Genomic DNA, 25,259 nt, shown 5'->3' with positions numbered 1-25,259 from the left:
AAATCATTCCTGCATCCTGAGCGCAATATCGTTCATGAACCGCACGTCGTCGCCCTTGGCCAGCCATTCGGCCTCTGCACCGATCGCGCCGAGCATTCCGACGAGATCGTCCATTTCCGCCTTGGCGTAGTTGCCGAGCACATAGCCGGTCACGCGGTCCTTGCTGCCCGGATGGCCGATCCCGATGCGCACGCGGCGGAAATCGGGGCCGAGGTGCTGGTTGATCGAACGCAGGCCGTTGTGGCCCGCGAGCCCCCCGCCGCGGCGTACCTTCACCTTGAAGGGCGCGAGGTCGAGTTCGTCGTGAAAGACCGTGAGGTCTTCGACGTCGAGCTTGTAGAAGCGCATCGCCTCGCCGACCGCGCGGCCGCTCTCGTTCATATAGGTCGCAGGCTTCAGCAGAACGATCTTCTCGCCGCCAATGCGACCTTCCTGAGCCCAGCCGGAGAACTTCTTCTGCACCGGGCCGAAGCCGTGGATTTCGGCAATGGCGTCGCACACCATGAACCCGATGTTATGGCGGTGCATCGCATATTGCGGTCCGGGATTTCCGAGGCCTGTCCAGATTTGCATTTGCGCGAGTTAGGGGTGTTTGGTCTGTGCCTCAAGCGCCGCAGTCCTTGTTTTTCGCACCGACCTCCGTCGTTGCGTCCTCGCTAGATGTGCAGCAAGCTGCACCCGCTGCGGGCGGGCGGTCGCCCTTGCAGTCCGCTGGTCGCGGACCGGAGCGACGCCGTTTAGAAAATCCCATCCTTGGACGCGGCAGCCAAAGCGCGACTGCGCGTTGGCCGGTCAGGCCGAAGCCAAACCGCTCGGACGTGCGGCGCCCGGCGTTCGAGGGCGCAAACAAAAAACGCCGAGCCCCGTGAGGGACCCGGCGTTCTTGGTGATTTGCGAGGCGAAATTAGTCTTCGCTTTTCGCTTCCTGTTCGTCGGCAGCGTCGTCGTCCGGACCCTGTTCGGTCGCGGCGGTTTCGCCAGCTTCCATGTCTTCGCCGGTCTGGTCTTCGCCTTCGGCGCCTTCGCTCTTCTTGAGCGCCGACGGTGCGACGAGGGTGGCGATGGTGAAGTCGCGGTCGGTGATGGCGCTTTCGGCACCTTCAGGCAGCGTGACTTCGCTGATGTGGATCGAATCGCCGACTTCCTTGCCGGTGACGTCGATTTCGATTTCGCCCGGGATCTTGTCGTTTTCGCAGATCAGGTCGAGTTCGTGACGGACAACGTTCAGGACGCCGCCCTTCTTGAGGCCCGGCGAAGCTTCTTCGTTGATGAAGACCACCGGAACATGGACTTCGATCTTGCCGCCCTTGACCATGCGGAGGAAGTCGACGTGCTCGGGGCGGTCGTTGACGGGGTGAAGCGACACGTCCTTGGGAAGCGTCTTGATCTTCTTGCCACCCAGTTCGATCTCGACGATCGAGTTCATGAAGTGGCCGGTGCCGAGCTGGCGAACCAGTTCCTTGGCTTCGACGTGGATCAGGGTGGGTTCTTCCTTGCCGCCATAGATGACAGCGGGGACACGGCCTTCGCGACGCAGTGCACGGGAGGCTCCCTTGCCAGCCCGTTCGCGCGTCTCGGCCGGAAGTGTCAGAGCATCGCTCATGTCGCTTACCTTTCGAAATGCATTGATTTACAAGTTCGGTCCGCCACGCCTCCAGGGATGACCATGACGCCGAAGCGCGCGCCTATAGCGTGCGGGCCGCGAAATGCAAGCAAGAAGCCTCCCGCCGACTAGCGACGAGAGGCTCCCTTGAACTCGTGGCCCGTCTTACTGGACGCGAGTGACTTCGATATCGCGCGAGACGAGGTAATCCTGCACGCTCTTTTCGCCTGCCAGATGGCCTGCGCCCACCGCGATAAAGACCGCTCCGGGCTGTTCGAGGCGCTCGTCGATCCATTCCGCCCAGCGCTCGTTGCGATTGTAGAGCAGCGCTGCGGCGAGCGCGGGATCGGTCATCTCGCGGTTCATGATCGCGGCCAGCTCGTCTGCATCGCCTTCGAGCCATTCGGCGACCATCTCGTCCATCATGGCGACAAGGCCATCGATATCGCGGGCGGCAGACATCAGGAATTCGACCTGGCTTTCGGGCGGCAGGGTATCGAACAGGTCGATCTGCTCGTCCGCCGTCTCGAGCGCGCCGCGCTGGGCGGTTTCGCTGGCGGCAGCCTCGACAACCTTCTCGACCCCGCTTTCCGCGTCATAGCCTTCCTTCATCAACGGCAGGACCGAGAGGGTCATCCCGGCGAACCACGGCTCGAAACGGTCGAAGGCGCCCGGGGGCATGCCAAGCTTGCCGAGCGCTTCTTCATAAACCGCACGGTCTTCGTCCGAGAGCATCCCGCGAAGGGTATGGCCTTCGGGCAGCATGGCCTTCTGCATGACCGAGGCCTGCAGCGCCGGATCCTTCATCGCATCGGCGGGAATTTCGGTGACCAGCGTATCGGCGCTTTCCAGCGCTTCGGCGATGTCGCCGCCGAACCACTTCACGTCTTTGGGAAGGACATGGACGGTGCCGAACAGGTAGATGGTGGTGTCCTCATCGGCGACCTTCCAGAGGGCCGGACCTTCGGACGTGCTTTCGACCACGGCATCTTCGGCAAGTGCGGGCGAGAAGCTGCCGAGCGCTAGCGCGACGGAGGTGCAGGAGGCAAGCAGGAAACGTTTCATCGGAAATCTCTCTTCATCGTGAATTTCTATTGACGTGATTTGGGTTGGGTTTTCAATTCTCAGGTGCGCTTGAAGGCCCAGACGGCGCCCCAGACGGCCATGACGATCAGGAACACGACCATCGGCTGTTGCGGGGGCAGGAGATCGGCTCGCTCGCCGACCCACCACACGGGGGTGATCATCGAGTAGGCGTAGATACCGGCCAGCGCGCCGACGCTGTTGGCGGCAGCCTCGTGCTCGTCGATGGAGCGATGCCAGAGCCATCCCACAATCGGCACTAGAAGCAGGTAGATAACCGACAGGACGATTGCAGGCATGGTGGGCAACGGGCTGTTGCTGAACACGCTGGAGCTATCCCCCTCGGACATCCCCGACATGGAGAAGCCTATGCCCAGGGCTACGCCGATGGCCATCGACAGCGCCAGGTAACGCCGCGTGCGCTTTGTCCGCTCCGAAATCGGTTCGCCATTGTCCGTGAAGGGCCTGAGCTTCCAAAGCCAGAACATGGACCCTGCGATGAGCGCCACAGCGCCCGCGACAAGTCCGACATCCTTGGCCGTCACCACGGCGTCCTCCGCGATGGCCGTTATGATACCCGTCAGGAGACCCAGCGAGAAGATCAGCAGCAGGCTGGCGATGAAAACCTGGGCCCAGCGCGCAAGGTTCTGCAGCGCTGTGGGTTCGGCGGAATGTTCATGATTGGCCGTCATCGAAAATCTCCTCGATCGGCATGTCAAACAGGCGGGAAATACGAAAGGCGAGGGGGAGCGAGGGGTCGTGCTTGCCCGTCTCGATCGCGTTCACGGCTTGCCGCGAGACGTCGAGGTGGACGGCCAGCTCGGCCTGGCTCCAGTTGCGTTCGGCACGCAGGACCTTCAGGCGATTGTTCATGTGCCGCCCCTAAGATGCTTCCAGATAATCGCGAGGTAGAAAGTGGTAATTGCCACCAGTTCCATGCCCTGCGCCTCGAAATCCATCTGGCGCTCGCGTCCGGTGGCACCATCGTAGACACCCTCGATGAATGCGCCGCCGAAGTAGAACAGCACGAAGGCGCCGAACCCCATCGAAGCCCCTGCGGTCCACAGGGCGAAGGTGTATTCGTCTCGCTTGCGCCGCCAGAAGGCGATGACGAGCGTGCCGAGAACGAAGGCCGATGCCGCAAAGGGAAATGCATCTGGCAGGGGACGTATCTCGTTCCAGATCAGCACCAGCGCCGCGAAAAACCCGATGTAGGCTGTGCGGACGAAGGCGCTGCCGGCGTCTTTGTCTAAGAGAAAATTCATTGTGCAGTCCGGTCCTGGTCAAGCAAAACTAAGGGGGTGCGGGGCGGCAGAGCGGAGGTAATCCGGTCCACCGCCCTGCGGGGGCTCATGCGTTGGGGCCCAAATGGACAGTGGCGAAGCGTTCCTTGCGCGCAGCGGCGATGGCGAGCGCGATCTTCGGCGCCGCATCGGCCTCGCCAGACGCGCGGCATTCGCGTTCGAGCTTGCGCGACATCGCGTCGCGGTTGCCCGAGCGGCAGATCAGGCGGGCGGCGGTATCGACACGCTCTTCGAGGCGGAGCTGGTCGGCGCGCTTCGTCAGGTCGAGACCGCTGGTGTCCACCGTGGCGGTGGGGGTATCGGCAGCGATGGCGGGGGTGGCGATTGCGGCCAGGGCCGCGGCGGCAAATACGATGGTATTCTTCATTGTCGGTCTCCAGCTTGGATGTAGGGTCCAGTTGGTTAGGTCAACCTTCCGTTTTGTCAGGTTGTGCTGACTATATGTCGCGATTCGCTTACAATGTCAACACTACCTGACAAAATGTATGGAGAACCTTCCGATTAGCCCCTGCGGCCAACGCGCTATTGACCGGTGTATGCGCCTCCGCCATTGCCCCGCGCCATGGACCGTAATCCGCGTAAATCTTTCCAGGACATGATCCTCGCGCTGCACGATTTCTGGGCGGCGCAGGGGTGTCTCATCCTGCAGCCCTACGACATGCGTATGGGCGCGGGCACTTTCCACACCGCCACCACGCTGCGCGCGCTGGGCCCGGAACCGTGGAATGCGGCCTTCGTGCAGCCCTGCCGCCGCCCCACCGACGGGCGCTATGGCGAGAACCCGAACCGGCTGCAGCATTATTACCAGTACCAGGTGATCCTGAAGCCGAGCCCGCCCGACATCCAGGACCTTTATCACCAGAGCCTGCGCGTGATCGGTATCGATCCGCTGAAGCACGATATCCGCTTCGTGGAAGACGACTGGGAAAGCCCGACGCTGGGCGCATGGGGCCTCGGCTGGGAAGTCTGGTGCGACGGGATGGAAGTCACGCAGTTCACCTATTTCCAGCAGATGGGCGGCTTCGACTGCAAGCCGGTCGCGGGCGAGCTGACCTACGGCCTCGAACGCCTCGCCATGTATATCCAGGGCGTCGACAACGTCTACGACCTCGATTTCAACGGGCAGGGCGTCACCTACGGCGACGTGTTCCTCGAAAACGAGAAACAGATGTCGAAGTGGAACTTCGAGGTTGCCGAGACCGACGCGCTGTTCGACCTGTTCAACAAGGCCGAGGCCGAGTGCAGGAACGCGCTCGCCAATGAAGTGCCGATCGCCGCATACGAGCAGGCGGTCGAGGCCAGCCACATCTTCAACCTCCTGCAGGCGCGCGGCGTGATCAGCGTGCAGGAACGCGCCAGCTACATGGGCCGCGTCCGCGACCTCGCGCGCGGCTCTTGCGAGGCACACATGGCAAAGGAAGCCGCCGGTTGGGCCGAGAAATATCCGGAGTGGTCGAAATGAGCGGCTCCGACTTCCTCCTCGAACTTCGCAGCGAAGAAATTCCTGCCCGGATGCAGGCGGGCGCGCGCGCCGAACTCGAAAAGCTGTTCCGCCGCGAGATGGATGCGGCCGGTGTCGAAGCCGGCGAGATCACCGTCTGGTCCACCCCGCGCCGCCTTGCGCTGATCGCGCGCGGACTTCCGCAAGCGACCGAGGCCGTGAGCGAGGAGCTGAAAGGCCCGCCCGTTGGCGCACCCGACGCCGCGCTGGAGGGCTTCTGCCGCAAGGCCGGTGTCGACAAGTCCGCGCTCGAAACCCGCGACGTGAAGGGCAGGGCGACCTATTTCGCCGTCAAGAACATCCCCGGTCGCGCCACGAAGGACCTGCTGGCCGAGGCTATCCCCGCGATCGTGCGCGATTTCAGCTGGCCCAAGTCGATGCGCTGGGGCGCTGCCTCGATCAGCACCGAGAGCCTTCGCTGGGTGCGTCCGCTCTCGGGCATCGTAGCGCTGCTGGGTGACGATGTGATCGAATGCGAAGTGCATGGCGTTACTTCGGGGTCGGTCACGCTGGGCCACCGCTTCCACCATTCGGGCGATATCACCATCGGCAATGCCGCCGACTACGCGATGAAGCTGCGCGCTGGCCATGTCATAGTCGACCATGAGGAACGGCAGGACCTGATCCGTTCGGGTGCCGCCAAGGTTGCTTCCGAAGCAGCTCTCAAGCTGGTCGAGGACGAAGGGCTGGTGATCGAGAACGCGGGCCTGACCGAATGGCCCGTCCCGCTGCTCGGCCGCTTCGAGGAAGATTTCCTCGAGGTCCCGCCCGAGACGATCCAGCTCACGGCGCGCGTGAACCAGAAGTATTTCGTCTGCGAAGATGTGCAGGGCGAGCTCGCCAACGCCTTCATCTGCACCGCCAATATCGAGGCGGAAGACGGCGGCGCGCGAGTGGTCGACGGGAACCGCAAGGTCCTCGCCGCCCGCCTGTCCGACGCGCGCTTCTTCTGGGACGTCGATCGCAAGAAGACGCTAGCCGAGCACGCCAAGGGGCTGGAGCGGATTACCTTCCACGAAAAGCTGGGCACGGTCGCCGACAAGGTCGACCGCGTGGCCGAGCTTGCGCGCTGGCTGGTCGAGGAAGGCATTGTCAAACATGCCGACCCGGAATTGGCCGAGCAGGCCGCACGCCTCGCCAAGGCCGACCTTGTCACCGAGATGGTCGGCGAGTTTCCCGAACTGCAGGGCCTGATGGGCGGCTACTACGCCCGCGCCGAGGGCCTGCCCGATGCAGTCGCCGACGCGATCCGCGATCACTACAAGCCGGTCGGGCAGGGCGACGAGGTGCCGACTGCTCCGGTCACGGTGGCAGTGAGCCTGGCGGACAAGCTGGATACGCTCCGCAGTTTCTTCTCAATTGACGAGAAGCCGACCGGATCGAAAGACCCGTTCGCGCTGCGGCGTGCGGCATTGGGTATCATCCGTATTGTTCAGGACAATGCGTTGAGAATGGGGATTGCCCAAGGCGATTTGCTCGATTTCTTCGCCGACCGCCTCAAGGTCCAGCAGCGGGAAGCCGGCGTCCGCCATGACCTCATCGATGCGGTCTTCGCACTCGGCGGAGAGGACGATCTCGTCCGTCTGCTCGCCCGCGTGAAGGCGCTCCAGTCTTTCATGGACACCGAAGACGGCGCCAACCTGCTCGCCGGCTACAAGCGCGCGGCCAACATCCTCAAGAAGGAAGACTGGCACGGCGCGGAAGGCGAAATCGCCCGCACCGGCGAGGAAGACCCGCTGGCCCTTGTCGATGATCCCGACATGCGCGCCGTCATCGAAGCCAAGATGGCCGAGCGCCATGCGAAAGAGCTTTCCTACTCATTCGAACCTGCCGAAAAGGCACTCATGGATGCTCTGGACACGGCTGAACCCGCAGCGGCCAAGGCCATCGAGGCCGAGGACTTCTCTGCCGCCATGTCGGCGCTCGCCTCGCTGCGCGCGCCGATCGACCGTTTCTTTGAAGAAGTCACGGTAAATGCGGACGAAGAAAACAAGCGGGCACATCGTCTCGACCTGCTTGCACAGTTTCGTGCTGCAGTGCACAAAGTGGCCGATTTTTCCCGCATCGAGGGATAATTCTCCGGCGAGTGTCAACTTCGGCATCGCGCCGGAAAACCCCGGAAAACCGGCGGTTTGAGGCTCGAAAAACCGGGTGACAGACTGTCACCTTTGTCAAGTTTGAAGGATTTTACGTGACGGATACGGTCTTCACCTTCGGCGGCGATGCCCCGCATACGAATGCCCGGCAGAAGGACAAGACCGTCACCGGCGGCAAGGGCGCGAACCTGGCCGAGATGGCGAGCATCGGCCTGCCGGTCCCTCCCGGCTTCACCATCGCCACCGAGGAATGCTTGAAGTACCTCGCGGGCGGTTCGGATTTCTCCGAAAAGCTGCGCGCCGACGTGATGGCAGCGCTCGCCCATGTCGAGAAGACGGTCGGCAAGGGCTTCGGCGATGCGTCCGATCCGCTGCTCGTCTCGGTCCGCTCGGGTGCGGCAGTTTCGATGCCGGGGATGATGGATACGGTCCTCAACCTTGGCCTCAACGACGAGACCGTCGAGGGCCTTGCAAGGACCAGCGGCGACGAACGCTTCGCCTGGGACAGCTACCGCCGCTTCATCCAGATGTATGGCGATGTGGTGCTCGGCGTCGATCACGGGTTGTTCGAGGAAGCGCTCGAAATCGCCAAGGAAGACAACGGCTATTACGCCGATACCGAACTCAGCGCCGATGACTGGAAGGCGCTGGTCGCCGAGTTCAAGTCAATTGCCGAGCAGGAACTTGGCCACCCGTTCCCGCAAGACCCGGTCGAACAGCTCTGGGGCGCGATCAGCGCGGTTTTCGACAGCTGGGATACCGAACGCGCCAAGATCTATCGCCGCCTGAACGATATTCCGCATGACATGGGTACCGCGGTAAATGTGCAGGCGATGGTGTTCGGCAACATGGGCGACACGAGCGCCACAGGCGTTGCCTTCACCCGCGATCCCTCGACCGGCGAGAAGGCCTATTACGGCGAATGGCTGGTCAACGCGCAGGGCGAGGATGTGGTGGCGGGTATCCGCACGCCGCAATACCTCACCAAGGCGGCTCGCGAGGCGGCAGGCGCCGACAAGCCGAGCATGGAAGAAGCCATGCCCGAAGCCTTCACCGAACTCGCTCGCCTCTTCGACCTGCTCGAGAAGCATTACCGCGACATGCAGGACATCGAGTTTACCGTGCAGCAGGGCAAGCTGTGGCTGCTCCAGACGCGCAACGGTAAGCGCACGGCCAAGGCCGCGCTCAAGCTGGCGGTCGACATGGTGGGCGAGGGATTGATCGACGAGAAAACCGCGATCCTGCGCGTCGACCCGATGGCATTGGACCAGTTGCTCCACCCCACGCTCGATCCCGATGCGCCGCGCGACGTGTTGACCACCGGGCTGCCCGCTTCTCCGGGCGCGGCGAGCGGCAAGATCGTGCTCGATGCCGACACGGCGGAATTGTGGGCCGGGCGGGGCGAAAAGGTCATCCTCGTGCGCGTCGAGACCAGCCCCGAAGACATCCACGGCATGCATGCCGCGACCGGCATCCTCACCGCGCGCGGCGGGATGACGAGCCACGCTGCCGTCGTGGCACGCGGTATGGGGCGGCCCTGTGTGTCGGGCGCTTCGCAGGTGTCCATCGCAAGGGAAGGGCGCACGCTCACCATCGGCAATCGCGAGCTGAAGGAAGGCGACATTATCACGCTCGATGGCAGCAATGGCCAGGTCATGGCGGGCGAGGTCGCGACGATCGAGCCCGAGCTTGCGGGCGATTTCGGCGTACTGATGGAATGGGCCGACAGGCACCGCCGGATGCGCGTCCGCACCAATGCCGAGACTGAGGCCGACTGCCGCATGGCGCGCCAGTTCGGTGCTGAAGGCATCGGCCTGTGCCGCACCGAGCACATGTTCTTCGACGCAGACCGCATCAGCGCGGTGCGCCAGATGATCCTTGCCGACAACGAGGCGGGCCGGCGCGAGGCGCTGGCGAAGCTGCTCCCCGAGCAGCGCAGCGACTTCGTCAAGATTTTCGAAGTGATGGTCGGCCTTCCGTGCACGATCCGCCTGCTCGATCCGCCGCTCCACGAATTCCTGCCGCATGGCGACGCAGAGTTCGAGGAACTGGCGTCGGCGACGGGCAAGTCGGTCGACCAGCTCAAGCGTAGGGCGGGCGAGTTGCATGAATTCAATCCGATGCTCGGCCATCGCGGCTGCCGTCTCGGCATCACCTATCCCGAAATCTATGAAATGCAGGCCCGCGCCATTTTCGAAGCGGCGTGCGAGGTTGCGAGGACCAGCGGCGAGGCTCCGGTGCCCGAGGTGATGATCCCGCTGGTCGCGACCCGCCGCGAGCTCGAATTGCTCAAGGCCGTGGTCGACCGGGTGGCGGACGAGGTGTTCGAAGCCTCGGGCTGTAGGGTCGACTACCTCGTTGGCACGATGATCGAACTGCCGCGCGCTGCTCTGATGGCTGGAGAAATCGCCGAAGTGGGAGAGTTCTTCAGCTTCGGCACAAACGACCTTACGCAGACGACGCTCGGCGTCAGCCGCGACGATGCGGGGCGCTTCCTTACCGACTATGTCGACAAGGGCATTTTCGCACGCGATCCTTTCGTGAGCCTCGACATCGACGGGGTAGGGCAGCTGGTTGAGCTTGCCGCCGAACGCGGCCGCGCGACCCGGGACGACATCAAGCTCGGCATTTGCGGTGAACATGGCGGCGATCCGGCCAGCATCGCCTTCTGCGAAAAGACCGGTCTCGATTATGTCAGCGCCTCACCCTACCGCGTCCCGATTGCCAGGCTGGCAGCGGCGCAGGCGAGTTTACGCTAGTCCTTCCAGCCGGTTAGCGTCAGTATCTCGAAACGTTCGAGAACGCGCTCTTTGCCGTTGGCGGTCTTCATGAAAGCCTCTCGCGCCCGCTCCAACGCAGGCCTGCCTAGCGGCGGAGCGGCGCTGGCAAGGCACGACGTCAGCCCCTGGTCCCGCAGGTCCGACACCAGCCGGTCGAGCGAACGGAACGCCACTTCGAGTGTCCGGCTGTCGACCACCTGACGCTTGAACAGCGCCCGTTGCATCAGGGCGGAGGCGGCAGGCGTATCGACCAGCGGATGCATCCGCGGAGCCGGACGATCGGGCTCGGCAGCGATCATCGCCCGGCGCAGATTGGCAAGGCTCCCCGCGCCGATGATCGAGGCGATCAGCATGCCGCCTTCTGCCAGAGCCGCACGGAGATGCAGCAGGGCACCCGGCAGGTCGTTCACCCGCCCAAGCGAGGCGAGGCTGACGATCAGGTCGTAAGCTTCCTCGAGCGGCTGCTCCTCGTCGAGCGTACGCACATTGGCCTCTGCGACCTGCGACCCCCGACCGCGCAGCGACAGCGCCAAGGTCCCGGTCCAGTCACCGATGACGAGCACCCGCTTGGGCTCGAACCGCATGAATTCGAGGCGGTCGAGCACGTCCTCGACCATATCGTCGAGAATATAGCGCGCGGCATCGCGCTGCGACTGGCGCACCAGCGCCCGGCGGTAACCGGCCTTGCGGCGCTCGCGACTGAAGATGCGGGGAGGTGCCTGCGAATCCATCGAGAGCGCACCTGCCGCGCTTGCCTTCGCCATGCAAGCCGTGCAGCACGAGCCGATGGGGAGAGTAACCACGATAAGGAGGGCACTGGGGGAGGGCGCGGCACCGTTCGTCGATCTTGTCTATCCTCCGCGATGCCCCGCTTGCGGCGAGAGTGTCGGGGAGCAGGGCGGGCTTTGCGCCGACTGCTGGTCCGATCTTGCGATACCTGGCGAACCTGCTTGCAGTTTGTGCCAGCGGCCTTTCGGCGACATTGGACCATCGGAAGGCTCCGTCTGCGTCCCGTGTCTCGGCAATCCTCCTCTGCACGATGGCATAGCGGCAGGCACTCTATACACCGACACTTCGCGCAAGCTGGTTCTTGCCTTGAAACATGGTCGCCGGATCGCGCTTGCTCCCATGTTGGCAAAGCTCATCGCAGGCCGCATTCCACCGGGCGATCAAGACCGATTGATTGTGCCAGTGCCACTTCATCGCTGGCGACTGTGGACCCGGGGGTTCAATCAGGCAGCCCTGTTGGGTCGGGAACTGGAAAAGTCGGGATATGGAGAGCTGCTCGTCGATGGCCTGCTCCGCAAGAAGCGCACGCCGAGCCTTGGGGGCATGGGCGCCAAGGCCCGGGCAAGGGTGCTTTCGGGAGCAATCACCGTGGCGCAGCCCGCCGCGATCAAGGGCCGCGACATCCTGCTCGTCGATGACGTCCTGACCAGCGGCGCGACCAGTACGGCCTGCGTCAAGGCGCTCAAGCGGGCCGGAGCCAATACGGTCGTTATCGCTTGTTTCGCCCGCGTGCTCGACGAAGCGATCGCACGCACCCGATAAACGAAACGTCCGGAGTCCGAAAACTCCGGGCGCCACGTGACGAAATACACCGGACCAGTTTGGTGCAGCCCCCCAGCATGCACACGCGGTCCTATCCCTCATCGTTACCGGATGCGCCGCGTGTAAACCCCCATGCGGCTGCGGATCCGGGACCCCCTGAACCTGGCGCTCTGCTGGCACCGATGTTCCGGTGGGCAGGCCTCACAGTGCCTGCTGGAGCGATACATCACCCAAAAAAGCCGTTCGTCAAAATGCGAAGTGGCGGTAGTGTCGATTTTGGACACTCCTTGTGGCGGTCCTGCAACATCCTGTCGTAATTTTACAATTTCATGGAGCAATCGTGTCCCCCGACCAGATTACACGCGAACAAGGCAACTCATTCCTGCCAAAATTCGATGCGCAGGGTCTGCTCAGCGCGGTCGTGCAGCATGCCGAAACAGGCGAGATTCTCATGGTGGCCTTCATGGACCAGGAAGCACTGGACGCCACGATCGAGACGAGCGTCGCGCATTTCCATTCAAGGTCGAGAGCCAAGCTCTGGAAGAAGGGTGAAACCTCTGGCAACGTACTGAAAATCGAGAATATACTTGTCGATTGCGATCAGGATGCGCTCGTCCTCAAATGCCTGCCTGCGGGTCCAACCTGCCACACCGGCGCGGTGAGTTGTTTCTATCGCAGGTTGGAGGGCGGCATTCTCCAACCCGTCAAGTCTTGACGCTTACGTAAACGTTGGGGTAGGGGAGTGGAATGACCCAGCCGCTTCCCCAAGCAGACAACGATCGGCGCCACGCCGGTGCCCATCTTGACCGGCCCGACAAGCTCGAACGCGAACAGTTTTCGATCTCCGACCTCACCAGCGAGTTCGGTTGCACCGCGCGTGCCCTGCGCTTTTATGAGGACGAGGGGCTGATTGCCCCGTCGCGCGTAGGCCTCACCCGCATCTATTCCAAGCGCGATCGTGCGCGGCTTGCCTGGATCATGCGTGCCAAGAACGTCGGCTTCTCGCTAACCGAGATCCGCGAGATGATCGACCTCTACGATCTCGACGACGGCCGCGCCGAACAGCGCCGCGTGACGCTGGAAAAATGCAAGAAGCACGTTGCCAAGCTGAAAGCGCAGCGCGCCGATATCGACAGCTCGATCAAGGAACTCACCGAGTTCATTTCGCTTGTCGAAGAACAGCTCGACTAAATTTTCTCCCCGGCGAGACGCCACCGAAACGACACTCTCTCCCAAGGACAGACAATGCCCATCTATACCGCACCTACCCGCGACACGCGCTTCATCATCAACGAAGTCCTCGACCTCGCCAGCTACGGCAACCTGCCCGGCTTCGAAATGGCGACCGACGATGTGACCGACGCCGTCATCAACGAAGGCGGCAAATTCTGCGCCGAAGTACTGGCCCCGCTCAATCGCGTCGGTGACGAGCATGGCTGCGTGCGCAATGCCGATGGGTCGGTCACCACGCCTCCGGGCTTCAAGGAGGCTTTCGACCAGTTCCGCGAGGCTGGCTGGGGCACGATCTCGGCTGACGAGAATTACGGCGGGCAGGGCATGCCGCACGTGCTCGGGTTCGTGATGGAAGAGTTCATCTCGAGCGCGAACCAGTCCTTCGGCATGTATCCGGGCCTGACCAATGGCGCGATCTCGGCGATCATGGCCAAAGGTTCGCAGGAACAGAAGGATATGTACCTGCCGAAGATGATCTCGAACGAGTGGACGGGTACGATGAACCTGACCGAGCCGCATTGCGGCACCGACCTCGGGATGATCCGCACCAAGGCCGAACCGCAGGCCGACGGCAGCTATTCGATCACCGGCACCAAGATCTTCATCTCGGCCGGCGAGCATGACATGGCGGAGAACATTATCCACCTCGTCCTCGCCAAGACGCCGGGCGCGCCCGACAGCACCAAGGGTATCTCGCTCTTCGTGGTGCCCAAGTTCCTCGTCAACGAGGACGGCTCGCTGGGTGAACGCAACGGCGTAATGTGCGGCTCGATCGAAGAAAAGATGGGCATCCACGGCAACTCGACCTGCGTGCTCAACTACGATGGCGCCAAGGGCTGGATGGTCGGTGAGGAGAACAAGGGTCTCGCCGCCATGTTCATCATGATGAACGCCGCGCGTCTCGGCGTCGGCATCCAGGGCCTGAGCCAGGCCGAAGTCGCCTACCAGAATGCGGTTGCCTACGCGCTCGACCGCCGCCAGGGCCGCGCGCTGACCGGTCCCGCCGATCCCGAAGCTCAGGCCGATCCGATCTTCGTCCACCCCGACGTTCGCCGCATGCTGATGGACGCCAAGGCCTTCACTGAAGGCATGCGCGCGCTTGCCCTGTGGGGCGGGCTGCTGGTCGACCTCACCCACAAGGCGCAAACCGAGGAAGAGCGCGAGGAAGCCGACCTCCTGCTCGGCCTGATGACCCCGGTCATCAAGGGTTACGGCACCGACAAGGGCTATGAAGTCGCCACCAACATGCAGCAGGTCTTCGGCGGCCATGGCTACATCGAGGAATGGGGCATGAGCCAGTTCGTCCGCGATGCCCGTATCGCCCAGATTTACGAAGGCACCAACGGCGTTCAGGCGATGGACCTGTGCGGCCGCAAGCTCGCCCAGAAGGGCGGCGCGGGTGTCCAGGCATTCTTCAAGCATGTCGTCGAAGAAATTGCCGCGGCCAAGGAAATCGACGAGCTCAAGGACATGGCAGAGGCGCTGGAAAAGGCGCTTGGCCAGCAGCAGGCATCGACCATGTGGTTCATGCAGAACGCGATGCAGAACCCCAACCACCTCGGCGCGGGCGCGCATCACTACATGCACATCATGGGCATCGTGACGCTCGGCCTGATGTGGCTGAAGATGGCCAAGGTCGCCGCATCGAAGCTCGCCAGCGCGGGCGACGACAAGGCATTTTACGAACAGAAACTCGCCACCGCGCGCTATTACATGGACCGTTACCTGCCCGACGCCGGCGCGCTTCGTCGCAAGCTCGAAGCGGGCAGCGACAGCCTGATGGCACTGGGCGAGGACGCCTTCCAGACGGCGGCTTAATCGCGAGTCGCAGCGTCACGCTGGGGCTTTAGTTGATCAAATACATGCGCGGGGTGTCCCATTCGACGGGATATCCCGCGTTTTGTCGTGTCAGCGGGTTTCAAGGAGCCGATGCGAGGTTAGCAGCGGCGGCGCGTGTAGGAAAATGCTGATGCGCGGCGATTTGCGCGCTCCTATACAGGCGCTGCATCGTCTCCAGTACGCGTTCGGTTTCGGCCGAATCGACAGTCTCCTGGTCGATACCATACCCGTAATCGTCATTGGGGCCGGTATATTGCAGGACCACCCCGTCGCGGCGTGAGACGGCAAAGACGTCGTCGTAGAAAACGGAGTAGCGCGCATCGGGTTGCGGGACGAGCCAGCTGATCTGTCCGCGGACCGGCACAAGGCTCGCGTCCCCCCAGATCGATTTCGCTCCATAGCCCATGCAATTCACGATGACGGGTTCGGATAGGGCCAAGACTGCAGATCGGTCGGGGAAGCTGCGCCGCACCATCTTCCCGCCGCGCAAGAGGAAGAGCCGCGTAAGGCGGTCCGCATAGCTCGCGACATTGAAGACCATGCTGAGGCCCGATGACGTTCGCTTGCCCTGAAATGGCGTAGCTTCCTCGCCAAGGCGGCTCCACCGAGGCTCCATATCCCTGACGGTTCGCCCCAGATGGAGGAAGGGCCTGCTCGCACGAGGTCCTGGTGCCCGGTCGGGATCGGCGACATCGTATCCCGGAATGAACTCGACCGGATCACCGATTACCCCGACCATGCTGCGATGGATCGCATAGGAACGGCGTGCCCAGCTTTCCCAGCGCTGCGAAAAACCTTCATCGGCCTGGCCCGCGAGGCCTATCCGGCTGCTCGGCGACCAGACACCTGTCGCGCGCGCCGAGCGCGTCTCGGAGGGGAACTGATCGGCATAGATAGTGACCTGCGCACCCGTCTCGACCAGTCGGAGCGCTGTCGTGAGCCCCATGACACCCGCCCCGATCACGGCAAACTCACTCGCTCCGCCGGACCTTGCGAGGGCCACGGCATCTTCGGCACAACCCCAGCTCAGCGACCATCCCGAGCCGCCATGGCCGTAATTGTGGACGACCGTCTTGTCACCGTAGCGTTCGGCCTCGAGCCGTGGTCCTGCGGGCCGGAACGGGCGCAGGCACACGGTTACCTTCGTCAGATGGCCGGTATCGGCGTGTAGCGGCGCCAGACGTGGCCGAGCGGGCAGGGCAGTAAGGCCCAGAGGCGAAGTGCGAGCGCAGCCCGCCAAGGCGAATGCCGCGCCGCTTCCGATAAGTGCCCTGCGGCTGACGTTCATCCCGGCTCCCCTCCTCAGGCTCCCTCGAATGCCAAGAATTACATGGCAAATCCGCCGACGGAAAGCTGTCTCAGCCTCCCGGCATCGGCATGACCGGCATCACCTCGACTGCATCGCCGGGAAATATCGCGAAGTGCGGATGGTTTTCGAACAACGCAGCGGCCGCATCATGGCTGTCGGCCTCGAGGATGACATAGCCGGTAAGCGCATTGCTCGTATCGGATACGCCCGAGCCATCGATCGACTTGGTCTTGCCGAGAGGGCCGCCGGTATCGACGATCACCGGGGCATTGTCCTCCATCCACTTCTGCCAGGCATCCATGCCCTTCTGGATTACCTCCTGCGGCGGCGCTTCGCCGGAGGTGGGCGGGGTTCCCATGTAGCATGCGAGATATCTGGGCATGGCCCTTCTCCTTCTTACTCGGGCAGGAAGTCGGGCACCGACAGATACCGCTCGCCCGTGTCGTAGTTGAAACCGAGCACGCGGCTGCCTGCGTCGAGATCGGTCAGCTTCTTCGCGATCGCCGCCAGCGTCGCGCCGCTCGAGATGCCGACCAGCAGGCCCTCCATCGCCGCACATTTGCGCGCCCATTCCTTGGCATCTTCAGGCTCGACCTGGATGGCGCCGTCGATGGCCTGCGTGTGGAGGTTCTCGGGCAGGAAGCCGGCGCCGATGCCCTGGATGGGGTGGGGGCCGGGCTGTCCGCCGCTTATGACGGGGGAGAGGGTCGGCTCGACGGCATAGGCCTTCATGCCGGTCCACGTTTCCTTCAGCACCTCTGCGCAGCCGGTGAGGTGGCCGCCAGTGCCGACGCCGGTAATCATGACGTCGATCGGGCTGTCAGCGAAGTCGGCGAGGATTTCGCGCGCGGTGGTGCGCTTGTGGACTTCGAAGTTGGAGGGGTTGTCGAACTGGCTTGGCATCCATGCGCCGTCGGTCTGCTCGACCAGCTCCTCGGCGCGGGCGATGGCGGCTTTCATGCCGCCTTCCTTGGGGGTGAGATCGAAGGTCGCGCCATAGGCCAGCATCAGGCGGCGGCGCTCCATGCTCATGCTTTCGGGCATGACGAGCACCAGCTTGTAGCCCTTGACCGCCGCAGCCATGGCGAGGCCGATGCCGGTATTGCCGCTGGTCGGCTCGATGATCGTGCCGCCGGGCTTGAGCTTGCCCGCCTTTTCCGCGTCCTCGACCATGGCGAGGCCGATGCGGTCCTTGATCGATCCCCCGGGGTTCGCGCGCTCGCTCTTCACCCAGACTTCGTGGTCGGGAAACAGGCGGGCGAGGCGGATATGCGGCGTTCCGCCGATGGTTTCGAGGACGGACTGGGCTTTCATGACACCTGCTCCTGGAGTTTTTCTTCTGGGGTCGGGGTTTGTAATTCTTCCGGCGGATCGAAGGTCTTCGTCGTCCGCAGGACGGGGAATATGCGGCTCCACATGGCCACGGTGATGATGGCTCCGGTGCCGCCCGTCACCACGGCCGCAACGGGACCTATCGCATATGCAAGGCTGCCCGAAAAGAAGTCGCCGAATTCATTGGAGGCGCTGATCGTCAAAAGGCTGACCGAGGATACGCGGCCGCGCTTCTCGTCGGGCGTGTGGAGCTGGATCAGCGATTGGCGGATATAGACGCTGAACATGTCCGCCGCTCCGACGATGAAGAGCATCGCGAGGCTCAGCGGCATGGAGGTCGAGAAGCCGAAGATGATGGTGGCGAGGCCGAAGATGGCGACCGCCCAGAGCATCTTGGGGCCGACCTGCGTCCTGAGCGGGCGAAAGCTGAAATAGAGCGCGGTGATGGCTGCGCCGACCGCGGGCGCCATCGCGAGCTGCGCAAGGCCGGTTTCGCCGACCTCGAGGATATCGCGGGCATAGACAGGGAACAGCGCTGTCGCTCCGGCAAGGAAGACGGCGAAGAGGTCGAGCGTGATGGCGCCAAGCACCATCTTGTTCTTCACGACGTAGCGAAGCCCTTCGACCATGGCGTGGATCGGTCGCTGGTTCTGCGGGCGGGGCGGCTGCGGGACCTTGCCGATGAAGGACAGCGCGGTAATCGAGATAAGGAACAGCGCGCCTGAAACCAGGTAGGGCAGCGTTGGGAATATCGCATAAGTGTAGCCGCCGACGGCCGGTCCGACGATCATGCCCACCTGCCAGCTGATGCTCGACAGCGCGATGGCGTTGGGCAGGATCGCCTTGGGTACAAGATTGGGGGCGAGTGCGGATAGGGCGGGGCCGGCAAAGGCGCGCGCTACGCCGAGCAGGACGGCGACACCGAATATCCACGGCAGGGTAATCGCTTCATGCCAGGTCAGCCATGCGAGGATGGCCGCGCATGCGAGCTGCAGCATCACTGTGAGCCGTCCGAGGTTGCGGCGGTCGAAATGGTCCGCCGCCCACCCGCTGAACGGTGTGAGGATGAACAGCGGCACGAACTGTAAAAGGCCGATCAGGGCCAGCTGGCCCGACGATTCGGCCACGCCCATGCCGCTGTCGCGCGCGATATTGTAGGTCTGCCACCCGATGATCAGCATCATCGCATATTGCGCCAGCGTCATCGACAGGCGCGACAGCCAGTAGGCGCGAAAGTTCGCTATGCGTAAGGGCGATGTTTCGGGCGAGGGCGCGGTGTCGGACGTCACGCCAGACGCATGACAGGCCCGCCTTCGGTTGTGAAGACGGGCCTGCTTTGTTTGCTAGAAGTAGGTTTTAACTGATCAGCGAAGGCGGCGCAGGCGCGGGTTCGGCTGGAGCGTGTCGATCAGCGCGAGGAAATCGTCGACGCGGATGATCCGTTCGAACTGGAAGCCGGCGCGGTTGTCGCGGCACCAGATGCAATAGGCCTCGATCCGGCCGATGACTGGCAGGCGCACCACGACGCGTTCGCCCCGTGCGATGTTCTCCGCATCGTCGATCATGAAACCGTTGGCCGAGATATTCGCGATATGCATGCGCATGTCGCCCTTGCCGTAATGTTCGGCAATGACCGGGTGGTCTACCGGGTGCCGCGCCATGCGGCGCTGGTCGGTAACGCTGAGTTGTGCTCCGGCGCTCATTCGGTGTGAACCCTCTATATTCGTTTTCTTGACCCACCCCCTGATGGACCAGAAAGGCGAATATTTGGTAAACCGGAACGCGGATTTCCTAAAGGATTGCCCGCCTAACCCCGTGTCAGCGGGAGATAATCGCGTGTTTCTTCTTGCCGAGCGAGAGCTTGCGTTCCGCGCCGTCGGCCACCTCGACGAGGAAGCCGGGATCGGATACGACATCGCCGTCCAGCTTGACCGCGTTCTCCGCCAGCTTGCGCTTCGCTTCGCCGCCCGATGCGGTGAAGCCGAGGCCGGTCAGTACTGCACCGATGCGCATGCCTTCGGGGCCGACCGCGATCTTGGGAAGGTCTTCGCCAGCGCCACCTCCGGCGAATGTGTCGGCTGCGGTTTTCTCGGCGGTTTCGGCGGCTTCGCGGCCACGGACGAGCGCGGTGACTTCGTTTGCCAGCACGGTCTTGGCCTGGTTGATGTCCGCACCTTCGAGCGCTTCCAGACGCGCGATTTCATCCAGCGGGAGGTCGGTGAAGAGGCGCAGGAAGCGGCCCACGTCGCGATCGTCGACATTGCGCCAGTATTGCCAGAAATCGTAATTGGGCAGCTGCGCTTCGTTGAGCCACACGGCACCCGCTGCCGTCTTGCCCATCTTCGCGCCATCGGCGGTGGTAAGCAGCGGCGTGGTGAGGCCGAAGAGTTCGCGCCCGTCCATCCGGCGCGCCAGTTCCATGCCGTTCACGATATTGCCCCACTGGTCGCTTCCGCCCAGCTGCAGGCGGCAGTCGTAACGCTGCGCCAGCTCGCGGAAATCGTAGGCCTGCAGGATCATGTAGTTGAATTCGAGGAAGGTCAGTGGCTGTTCGCGCTCGAGCCGCAGCTTCACCGAATCGAAGGTCAGCATGCGGTTGACGGTGAAATGCGGGCCGACATCGCGCAGCAGTTCGATATAGCCGAGCTGGCTCAGCCATTCGTCATTGTTGACCATCACCGCATCGGTCGGACCATCGCCGAAGGTCAGCAGGCGCTCGAACACGGTGCGGATGCCCGCGATATTGTCCTCGATGCCCTCGTTTGTGAGCATCTTGCGGCTCTCGTCCTTGCCCGAAGGATCGCCGACCTTGGTCGTGCCGCCGCCCATCACCACGATCGGCTTGTGGCCAGCCTGCTGGAGGCGGCGCAGCATCATGATCTGCACCAGGCTCCCGATGTGCAGGCTAGGCGCGGTGGCATCGAATCCGATATAGCCCGGCACCACTTGCCGCGCCGCAAGGGCGTCCAGTCCCTCGGCATCGGTAATCTGGTGGATATAGCCGCGCTCTTCGAGCAGACGCAGGAGATCGGATTGGTAGGTGCTCATGGTGGAGCGCCCGCTAGCATGGGGATTCGAAATTGGAAACGCATGAACTCGAAGCGCACAAGGCATATCCGCCGCTGGAGGTGAGCTCGGTCGCGGCGCGGATTGTTTCGCAGGACGAATATTGGCTGCGGTTGCGCTGGCGGGTGGAGGGCTCGGGCAAGCTGGTCGTGCCTCCGTTTGCAGGCAAGGGCAGGGCGGACGAGCTGTGGCGCACGACCTGTTTCGAGCTGTTCCTGAAACCGGACGGCGGCGATGCCTATTGCGAATTCAACCTGTCGCCTTCGGAGCGCTGGGCCGCTTACGACTTTTCCGCGCAGCGCGACGGGATGGAAGAGCGTTCCATGCCGCGCGAGCCCGAATGCACCATGCGGCAGGGAAGCAGCTTCGCCATCTTCGACGCAGCCATTCCGGCGGCAGGCCTGCCCGATGCCAATTGCGCGGCCGGCCTGACCTGCGTTCTGGAGGAAGAAGGCGGTATCAAGAGCTTCTGGGCGCTGTGCCATCCAAAAGACGAGCCCGATTTCCATGATCCCGCTTGCTTCACCGCGCGGCTTGCGGCACGCACAACTGCATGAAATTCGGCATTGATCGCCTCATCACCGACAGCGAGCTGCGCGCTCCCCTCGAAGGCAAACGCGTCTCGCTCGTCGCCCACCCGGCCTCCGTCACCGCCCAGCTGGAACACTCGCTCGACGCGCTGATCGAGCGCGGGGTCAACGTGACCAGCGCTTTCGGCCCGCAGCATGGACTGAAGGGCGACAAGCAGGACAATATGGTCGAGACCGCGGACGAAACCGATCCGCGCTACGATATCCCCGTGTTCAGCCTTTATGGCGAGGTGCGCCGCCCGACCGGCCAGTCCATGTCGACTGCCGATGTCTTCCTGTTCGACTTGCAGGACCTTGGCTGCCGTATCTACACCTTCGTTACCACGTTGCTCTACCTCCTCGAAGAGGCTGCGACGGCGGGCAAGACCGTGTGGGTGCTCGATCGCCCGAACCCTGCAGGCGGACCTGTCGAAGGCACCTTGCTCCTGCCCGGCCAGGAGAGCTTCGTCGGCGCGGCACCGATGGTGATGCGTCACGGCATGACCATGGGCGAGATGGGCCACTGGTTCGTCGATCACTTCAACCTCGACGTCGATTACCGCGTGATCGAGATGGAGGGGTGGAAGCCCGGCAAGGCGCCCGGATACGGCTGGCCGCAGGACCGCGTGTGGATCAATCCGAGCCCCAATGCCGCGAGCCTCAACATGGCACGTGCCTATGCGGGCACGGTCATGCTCGAAGGAACGACACTCAGCGAAGGCAGGGGGACCACCCGCCCGCTCGAAGTGCTGTTCGGCGCGCCCGATATCGATGCCCTTGCCGTGCTGGCAGAGATGGAGCGCATCGCCCCCATGTGGCTGCGTGGCTGCCATTTGCGCGAATGCTGGTTCGAACCGACCTTCCACAAACACGCAGGAACGCTGTGTAACGGATTGATGATCCACGCAGAAGGACCGTTCTACGATCACCATGACTTCAAGCCGTGGCGATTGCAGGCGCTGACCTTCAAGGCAATCCGCAACCTCTATCCCGATTACGAGATCTGGCGCGATTTCCCTTACGAATACGAGTTCGACCGGCTGGCGATCGACGTCATCAACGGCGGTCCGGCACTACGCGAGTGGGTCGATGACAGCGAAGCGGAAGCCGGCGACCTCGAAGAGCTCGCAGGCAAGGATGAAGAATCCTGGCGCGAGACTATCGCTCCGCACCTGATCTATACCTGACCGTCACTTTATCAGGATTACGCGCACGTCGTCCGATGGTTGGGGAAGCGGGCGGATGTCATTTGTATCTTGCCGCATGACCATCACCGCACAGCCGTCGATGCGTTGGTCCACTGCGGCGATGAAAAGCGCGTCGCTTCCGTCGGATGTGCCGCGATCGAGCTGCGGCTGACCGCTTGCCTCACGGACCTCCCGGATACTGTCTTCGCAGTTACGCTCGGCTTGCTCCGGCACTTTGGCAGCAGGCGGATGGTCCGAGGGATTGTCCTGCTCGACCGTCTGGGCAAACGCAGCGCTAGCCGCCAACGCGGCAATCGGAAGGGCAAAGCGGATCATGGCATCTCTCCTTCTCCCGCAAGCCTAACCCCTTGACCATGTTAGATCAATGGCGCCGGTCGAGCCCCTTGATCGGTTGGACGAGGCTGACGAGCACGAAGCTGATCAGCATCAGCAGATACCAGCTGCCCAGCTTGGCGAACCCGACCATTTGCCAACCGTCCTCCTGAGCCGGGTAATTCCACGCATTGGCGAAAGTGGCGATATTCTCGGCGAACCAGATGAACAGGGCGACGAGGCCGAAGCCGATGAGCAGCGGCATCCAGCGATGCTCGCGCCAGTTGCGGAAGTGGATTTTCGTGCGGCGGAACAACCAGAAGGTGGCGATGAACAAGAGGATGCGAATATCGGGCAGCCAGTGATGTGCGAAGAAATTGACGTAGATCGCAGCGGCCAGCGCATAGGTCGCCCAACGCTCCGGATAGGCGGTGTAGCGAAAGTCGAAGATGCGCCAGACGCGGGCGATATAGCTGCCGACACTGGCGTACATGAAGCCGGAAAACAGCGGCACCGCGCCGATATGGAGGACGCTAGCTTCCGGATATACCCATGATCCGGCAGCGGTCTTGAACAATTCCATGATCGTTCCCACGACGTGGAAGATCAGGATAACCTTTGCTTCGTCCCAGGTTTCCAGCCGGAACAGCAGCATCCCCGCCTGTATCGCGAGGGCGGCGAGGGTGAGGAAATCGTAGCGATGGAGCGCAGCATCGTCCGGGTAGAAGAGGTGCGTCACCAATAGCAGCGCGAGCAGGAGCGCTCCGAACAGGCACGCCCAGGCCTGCTTGAAGCCGAACAACAGGAATTCGTAGAGCCACAGCCGCCAGCCTGTGCCGGGATCGAAACTCTCGAGGCTTTGGCGGACCGCGGCAAAGCGGGAATGCGCAGTTTTCCCCGTATCAGCTTTCTTCATTGTATTCGCGTGGAAGGTGCTTTTTCGTGTGTCGCTCGTATTTCCGATCTTCGCGTTCCGCATAGGCCCGGAAACCCGTCCAAATCACGAAAATCCCATAAGCAAGGCCTGGGATACCGATCAGGACCATCAGTAGCCAAGCTATCGTCACATGTCCCAGCGATGCGGCCAAGATGACCGGAAACAAGGGTAGCAACCCTAAGGCTGCGTCTTGTTCGATACCGTGCAGACCGGCCAACCTGCGATTGGAAAAGATTTTCCGCCGGATGGCTTTGCGCCGGGAAGTCAGGAATTCACCGACCATCACCCCTGCTTGCGGCTCAATTCGCGCATCGCATCGTCCAGCCCGTCGAGCGTGAGCGGGTACATCCGGTCGTTGACGATATGCTTCATCACTTTGGTCGACTGCGAATAGCCCCACTGCTTTTCGGGCACGGGGTTCAGCCACACGGTCGCAGGGTAGGTGTTGACCACGCGCTGCATCCAGGTGGCGCCGGCTTCTTCGTTCATATGCTCCACGCTGCCGCCCGGATGGGTGATCTCGTAGGGGCTCATCGCCGCATCGCCGACGAAGACGACCTTGTAGTCGTGCCCGTACTTGTGGAGCACGTCCCAGGTCTTGGTCCGCTCTTGCCAGCGGCGGCGGTTGTCTTTCCACACGCCTTCGTAAAGGCAGTTGTGGAAGTAGAAGAACTCGAGGTTCTTGAATTCGCTGGTGGCGGCGCTGAACAGCTCTTCGGTGATCTTGATGAAGGGGTCCATCGACCCGCCGACATCGAGGAACAGCAGCAGCTTCACGGCATTGCGCCGTTCGGGCCGCATATGGATGTCGAGCCAGCCCTGCTTTGCCGTGCCGTCGATCGTGGCATCGAGATCGAGCTGGTCGGCAGCGCCTTCGCGGGCGAAGCGGCGCAAGCGGCGCAGCGCCATCTTGATATTGCGCGTGCCGAGCTCTTTCGTGTTGTCGAGGTTCTTGAACTCGCGCTTGTCCCACACCTTGATCGCGCGCTTGTGCCTGCTCTCGCCGCCAATGCGCACACCTTCGGGGTTGTAGCCCGAATTGCCGAAGGGACTGGTGCCGCCCGTGCCGATCCACTTGTTGCCGCCCTCATGGCGCTTTTCCTGTTCCTCGAGCCGCTTCTTGAGCGTCTCCATGATTTCGTCCCAGTCGCCCAGGCTCTTGATCTTCTCCATCTCCTCTTCGGAGAGGAATTTCTCGGCCACCGCCTTGAGCCAGTCTTCCGGAATATCGACCGGGTTCTGGCCGTAATCGGTCATGATGCCCTTGAAGACCTTGGAGAAGACCTGGTCGAAGCGGTCGAGCAGGCCCTCGTCTTTCACGAAAGTGGCGCGCGAGAGATAATAGAAGCTCTCGGGCGACTGGTTGATCACTTCCTTGTCGAGCGCCTCCAGCAGAGTGAGGTGCTCCTTGAAGCTGGCGGGGATACCCGCGGCGCGTAGCTCGTCGACGAAGTTGAAGAACATGCGTCCAGCCCTAACCGTTCGGCCCAGCTCGCGCCAGAGGCGAGATCGTCACAGATTTGTAAAAAGGCGACA

General features: G+C 62.8%; 27 protein-coding genes and 1 pseudogene. 10 read left to right on the top strand and 18 right to left on the bottom strand.

What is annotated here, in order from left to right; translation table 11 throughout:
* Window positions 1-3 precede the first annotated feature (3 nt).
* The 7 genes from pth to K3178_RS06950 all read right to left on the bottom strand — a co-directional run bounded on the left by pth (window position 4) and on the right by K3178_RS06950 (window position 4,357).
* On the bottom strand, window positions 4-573 hold the full coding sequence (gene pth, locus K3178_RS06980; protein ID WP_221570611.1) for an aminoacyl-tRNA hydrolase: 570 nt from the start codon (window positions 571-573) through the stop codon (window positions 4-6).
* A 331-nt stretch (window positions 574-904) separates the two neighbouring features.
* Entirely contained in the window at window positions 905-1,603 is a 699-nt protein-coding gene (locus K3178_RS06975; RefSeq protein WP_221570610.1) for a 50S ribosomal protein L25/general stress protein Ctc, read from the bottom strand.
* 165 nt (window positions 1,604-1,768) lie between these two features.
* Complete coding sequence (locus tag K3178_RS06970; protein WP_221570609.1) at window positions 1,769-2,668, bottom strand: TraB/GumN family protein; 900 nt, start codon at window positions 2,666-2,668, stop codon at window positions 1,769-1,771.
* A 59-nt stretch (window positions 2,669-2,727) separates the two neighbouring features.
* Window positions 2,728-3,378 carry a hypothetical protein gene (locus K3178_RS06965; protein ID WP_221570608.1) on the bottom strand — a complete coding sequence of 217 codons (651 nt, stop codon included), beginning with the start codon at window positions 3,376-3,378 and terminating at the stop codon, window positions 2,728-2,730.
* Window positions 3,362-3,559: a helix-turn-helix transcriptional regulator gene (locus tag K3178_RS06960; protein WP_221570607.1), complete on the bottom strand. Its 198-nt coding sequence runs from the start codon at window positions 3,557-3,559 to the stop codon at window positions 3,362-3,364. Before K3178_RS06960 ends, K3178_RS06965 begins: the two co-directional genes overlap by 17 nt.
* The gene (locus tag K3178_RS06955) at window positions 3,556-3,951 is read right to left on the bottom strand and encodes a hypothetical protein (RefSeq protein ID WP_221570606.1); all 396 of its coding nucleotides are present in this window, start codon (window positions 3,949-3,951) and stop codon (window positions 3,556-3,558) included. Before K3178_RS06955 ends, K3178_RS06960 begins: the two co-directional genes overlap by 4 nt.
* A gap of 85 nt (window positions 3,952-4,036) precedes the next feature.
* Entirely contained in the window at window positions 4,037-4,357 is a 321-nt protein-coding gene (locus K3178_RS06950; RefSeq protein ID WP_221570605.1) for a UrcA family protein, read from the bottom strand.
* Between the two features lie 195 nt (window positions 4,358-4,552).
* Here K3178_RS06950 and K3178_RS06945 point away from each other — a divergent pair, with 195 nt between their 5' ends.
* From K3178_RS06945 to ppdK, 3 genes are all read left to right on the top strand, one after another.
* Complete coding sequence (locus tag K3178_RS06945; protein WP_221570604.1) at window positions 4,553-5,452, top strand: glycine--tRNA ligase subunit alpha; 900 nt, start codon at window positions 4,553-4,555, stop codon at window positions 5,450-5,452.
* Window positions 5,449-7,566: a glycine--tRNA ligase subunit beta gene (gene glyS, locus K3178_RS06940; protein ID WP_221570603.1), complete on the top strand. Its 2,118-nt coding sequence runs from the start codon at window positions 5,449-5,451 to the stop codon at window positions 7,564-7,566. The genes K3178_RS06945 and glyS overlap by 4 nt, the downstream gene beginning before the upstream one ends.
* Before the next feature lie 116 nt (window positions 7,567-7,682).
* A complete protein-coding gene (gene ppdK, locus K3178_RS06935) occupies window positions 7,683-10,346 on the top strand; it encodes a pyruvate, phosphate dikinase (RefSeq protein WP_221570602.1) in 2,664 nt (887 codons plus the stop codon).
* Here ppdK and K3178_RS06930 read toward each other — a convergent pair.
* Window positions 10,343-11,131 carry a methyltransferase domain-containing protein gene (locus tag K3178_RS06930; protein ID WP_345719858.1) on the bottom strand — a complete coding sequence of 263 codons (789 nt, stop codon included), beginning with the start codon at window positions 11,129-11,131 and terminating at the stop codon, window positions 10,343-10,345. The genes ppdK and K3178_RS06930 overlap by 4 nt on opposite strands.
* Between K3178_RS06930 and K3178_RS14380 the strand changes: the two are divergent.
* From K3178_RS14380 to K3178_RS06910, 5 genes and pseudogenes are all read left to right on the top strand, one after another.
* A pseudogene (locus K3178_RS14380) lies at window positions 11,073-11,375 on the top strand (double zinc ribbon domain-containing protein); the annotation flags it as partial. The gene K3178_RS06930 and the pseudogene K3178_RS14380 sit on opposite strands and share 59 nt — an antisense overlap.
* Before the next feature lie 237 nt (window positions 11,376-11,612).
* Window positions 11,613-11,918: a ComF family protein gene (locus K3178_RS14375; RefSeq protein ID WP_345719870.1), complete on the top strand. Its 306-nt coding sequence runs from the start codon at window positions 11,613-11,615 to the stop codon at window positions 11,916-11,918.
* A gap of 340 nt (window positions 11,919-12,258) precedes the next feature.
* Complete coding sequence (gene hisI / locus K3178_RS06920; protein ID WP_221570600.1) at window positions 12,259-12,633, top strand: phosphoribosyl-AMP cyclohydrolase; 375 nt, start codon at window positions 12,259-12,261, stop codon at window positions 12,631-12,633.
* Between the two features lie 32 nt (window positions 12,634-12,665).
* On the top strand, window positions 12,666-13,109 hold the full coding sequence (locus tag K3178_RS06915) for a MerR family transcriptional regulator (RefSeq protein ID WP_221570599.1): 444 nt from the start codon (window positions 12,666-12,668) through the stop codon (window positions 13,107-13,109).
* Between the two features lie 54 nt (window positions 13,110-13,163).
* Window positions 13,164-14,969, top strand: coding sequence for an acyl-CoA dehydrogenase C-terminal domain-containing protein (locus K3178_RS06910; RefSeq protein WP_221570598.1), 1,806 nt, complete (start codon window positions 13,164-13,166; stop codon window positions 14,967-14,969).
* Window positions 14,970-15,069: 100 nt separating this feature from the next.
* Here the strand turns inward: K3178_RS06910 and K3178_RS06905 are convergent, their stop codons facing one another.
* The 6 genes from K3178_RS06905 to tyrS all read right to left on the bottom strand — a co-directional run bounded on the left by K3178_RS06905 (window position 15,070) and on the right by tyrS (window position 20,679).
* Window positions 15,070-16,278, bottom strand: a complete 1,209-nt coding sequence (locus K3178_RS06905; RefSeq protein WP_221570597.1) for an FAD-dependent oxidoreductase — start codon at window positions 16,276-16,278, stop codon at window positions 15,070-15,072.
* A gap of 70 nt (window positions 16,279-16,348) precedes the next feature.
* Entirely contained in the window at window positions 16,349-16,681 is a 333-nt protein-coding gene (locus tag K3178_RS06900; RefSeq protein WP_221570596.1) for a YciI family protein, read from the bottom strand.
* Window positions 16,682-16,695: 14 nt separating this feature from the next.
* Window positions 16,696-17,613, bottom strand: coding sequence for a cysteine synthase A (gene cysK, locus K3178_RS06895; protein WP_221570595.1), 918 nt, complete (start codon window positions 17,611-17,613; stop codon window positions 16,696-16,698).
* On the bottom strand, window positions 17,610-18,920 hold the full coding sequence (locus K3178_RS06890) for an MFS transporter (RefSeq protein ID WP_345719857.1): 1,311 nt from the start codon (window positions 18,918-18,920) through the stop codon (window positions 17,610-17,612). The genes cysK and K3178_RS06890 overlap by 4 nt, the downstream gene beginning before the upstream one ends.
* Before the next feature lie 75 nt (window positions 18,921-18,995).
* Window positions 18,996-19,334: a PilZ domain-containing protein gene (locus tag K3178_RS06885; protein WP_221570594.1), complete on the bottom strand. Its 339-nt coding sequence runs from the start codon at window positions 19,332-19,334 to the stop codon at window positions 18,996-18,998.
* A gap of 115 nt (window positions 19,335-19,449) precedes the next feature.
* Window positions 19,450-20,679 carry a tyrosine--tRNA ligase gene (gene tyrS, locus K3178_RS06880; RefSeq protein ID WP_221570593.1) on the bottom strand — a complete coding sequence of 410 codons (1,230 nt, stop codon included), beginning with the start codon at window positions 20,677-20,679 and terminating at the stop codon, window positions 19,450-19,452.
* A 32-nt stretch (window positions 20,680-20,711) separates the two neighbouring features.
* Here tyrS and K3178_RS06875 point away from each other — a divergent pair, with 32 nt between their 5' ends.
* Together K3178_RS06875 and K3178_RS06870 are read left to right on the top strand one after the other, a co-directional pair.
* Window positions 20,712-21,254, top strand: a complete 543-nt coding sequence (locus tag K3178_RS06875) for a DOMON-like domain-containing protein (RefSeq protein ID WP_221570592.1) — start codon at window positions 20,712-20,714, stop codon at window positions 21,252-21,254.
* Complete coding sequence (locus K3178_RS06870; protein WP_221570591.1) at window positions 21,251-22,453, top strand: exo-beta-N-acetylmuramidase NamZ family protein; 1,203 nt, start codon at window positions 21,251-21,253, stop codon at window positions 22,451-22,453. The genes K3178_RS06875 and K3178_RS06870 overlap by 4 nt, the downstream gene beginning before the upstream one ends.
* 3 nt (window positions 22,454-22,456) lie before the next feature.
* On the opposite strand, the gene K3178_RS06865 is transcribed toward K3178_RS06870, so the two are convergent.
* The 4 genes from K3178_RS06865 to K3178_RS06850 are packed head-to-tail and all read right to left on the bottom strand — an operon-like array spanning window position 22,457 to window position 25,187.
* Complete coding sequence (locus K3178_RS06865; protein WP_221570590.1) at window positions 22,457-22,789, bottom strand: hypothetical protein; 333 nt, start codon at window positions 22,787-22,789, stop codon at window positions 22,457-22,459.
* A gap of 46 nt (window positions 22,790-22,835) precedes the next feature.
* Window positions 22,836-23,702, bottom strand: a complete 867-nt coding sequence (locus tag K3178_RS06860) for a DUF817 domain-containing protein (protein WP_221570589.1) — start codon at window positions 23,700-23,702, stop codon at window positions 22,836-22,838.
* Window positions 23,689-24,006, bottom strand: a complete 318-nt coding sequence (locus K3178_RS06855) for a hypothetical protein (RefSeq protein ID WP_221570588.1) — start codon at window positions 24,004-24,006, stop codon at window positions 23,689-23,691. Before K3178_RS06855 ends, K3178_RS06860 begins: the two co-directional genes overlap by 14 nt.
* Window positions 24,006-25,187, bottom strand: coding sequence for a vWA domain-containing protein (locus K3178_RS06850; RefSeq protein WP_221570587.1), 1,182 nt, complete (start codon window positions 25,185-25,187; stop codon window positions 24,006-24,008). Before K3178_RS06850 ends, K3178_RS06855 begins: the two co-directional genes overlap by 1 nt.
* Window positions 25,188-25,259 lie beyond the last annotated feature (72 nt).

The sequence above is a fragment of the Qipengyuania sphaerica genome, assembly GCF_019711595.1.
GTDB lineage: Bacteria > Pseudomonadota > Alphaproteobacteria > Sphingomonadales > Sphingomonadaceae > Qipengyuania > Qipengyuania sphaerica.
This window is presented reverse-complemented; position numbering and strand designations above follow the sequence as displayed.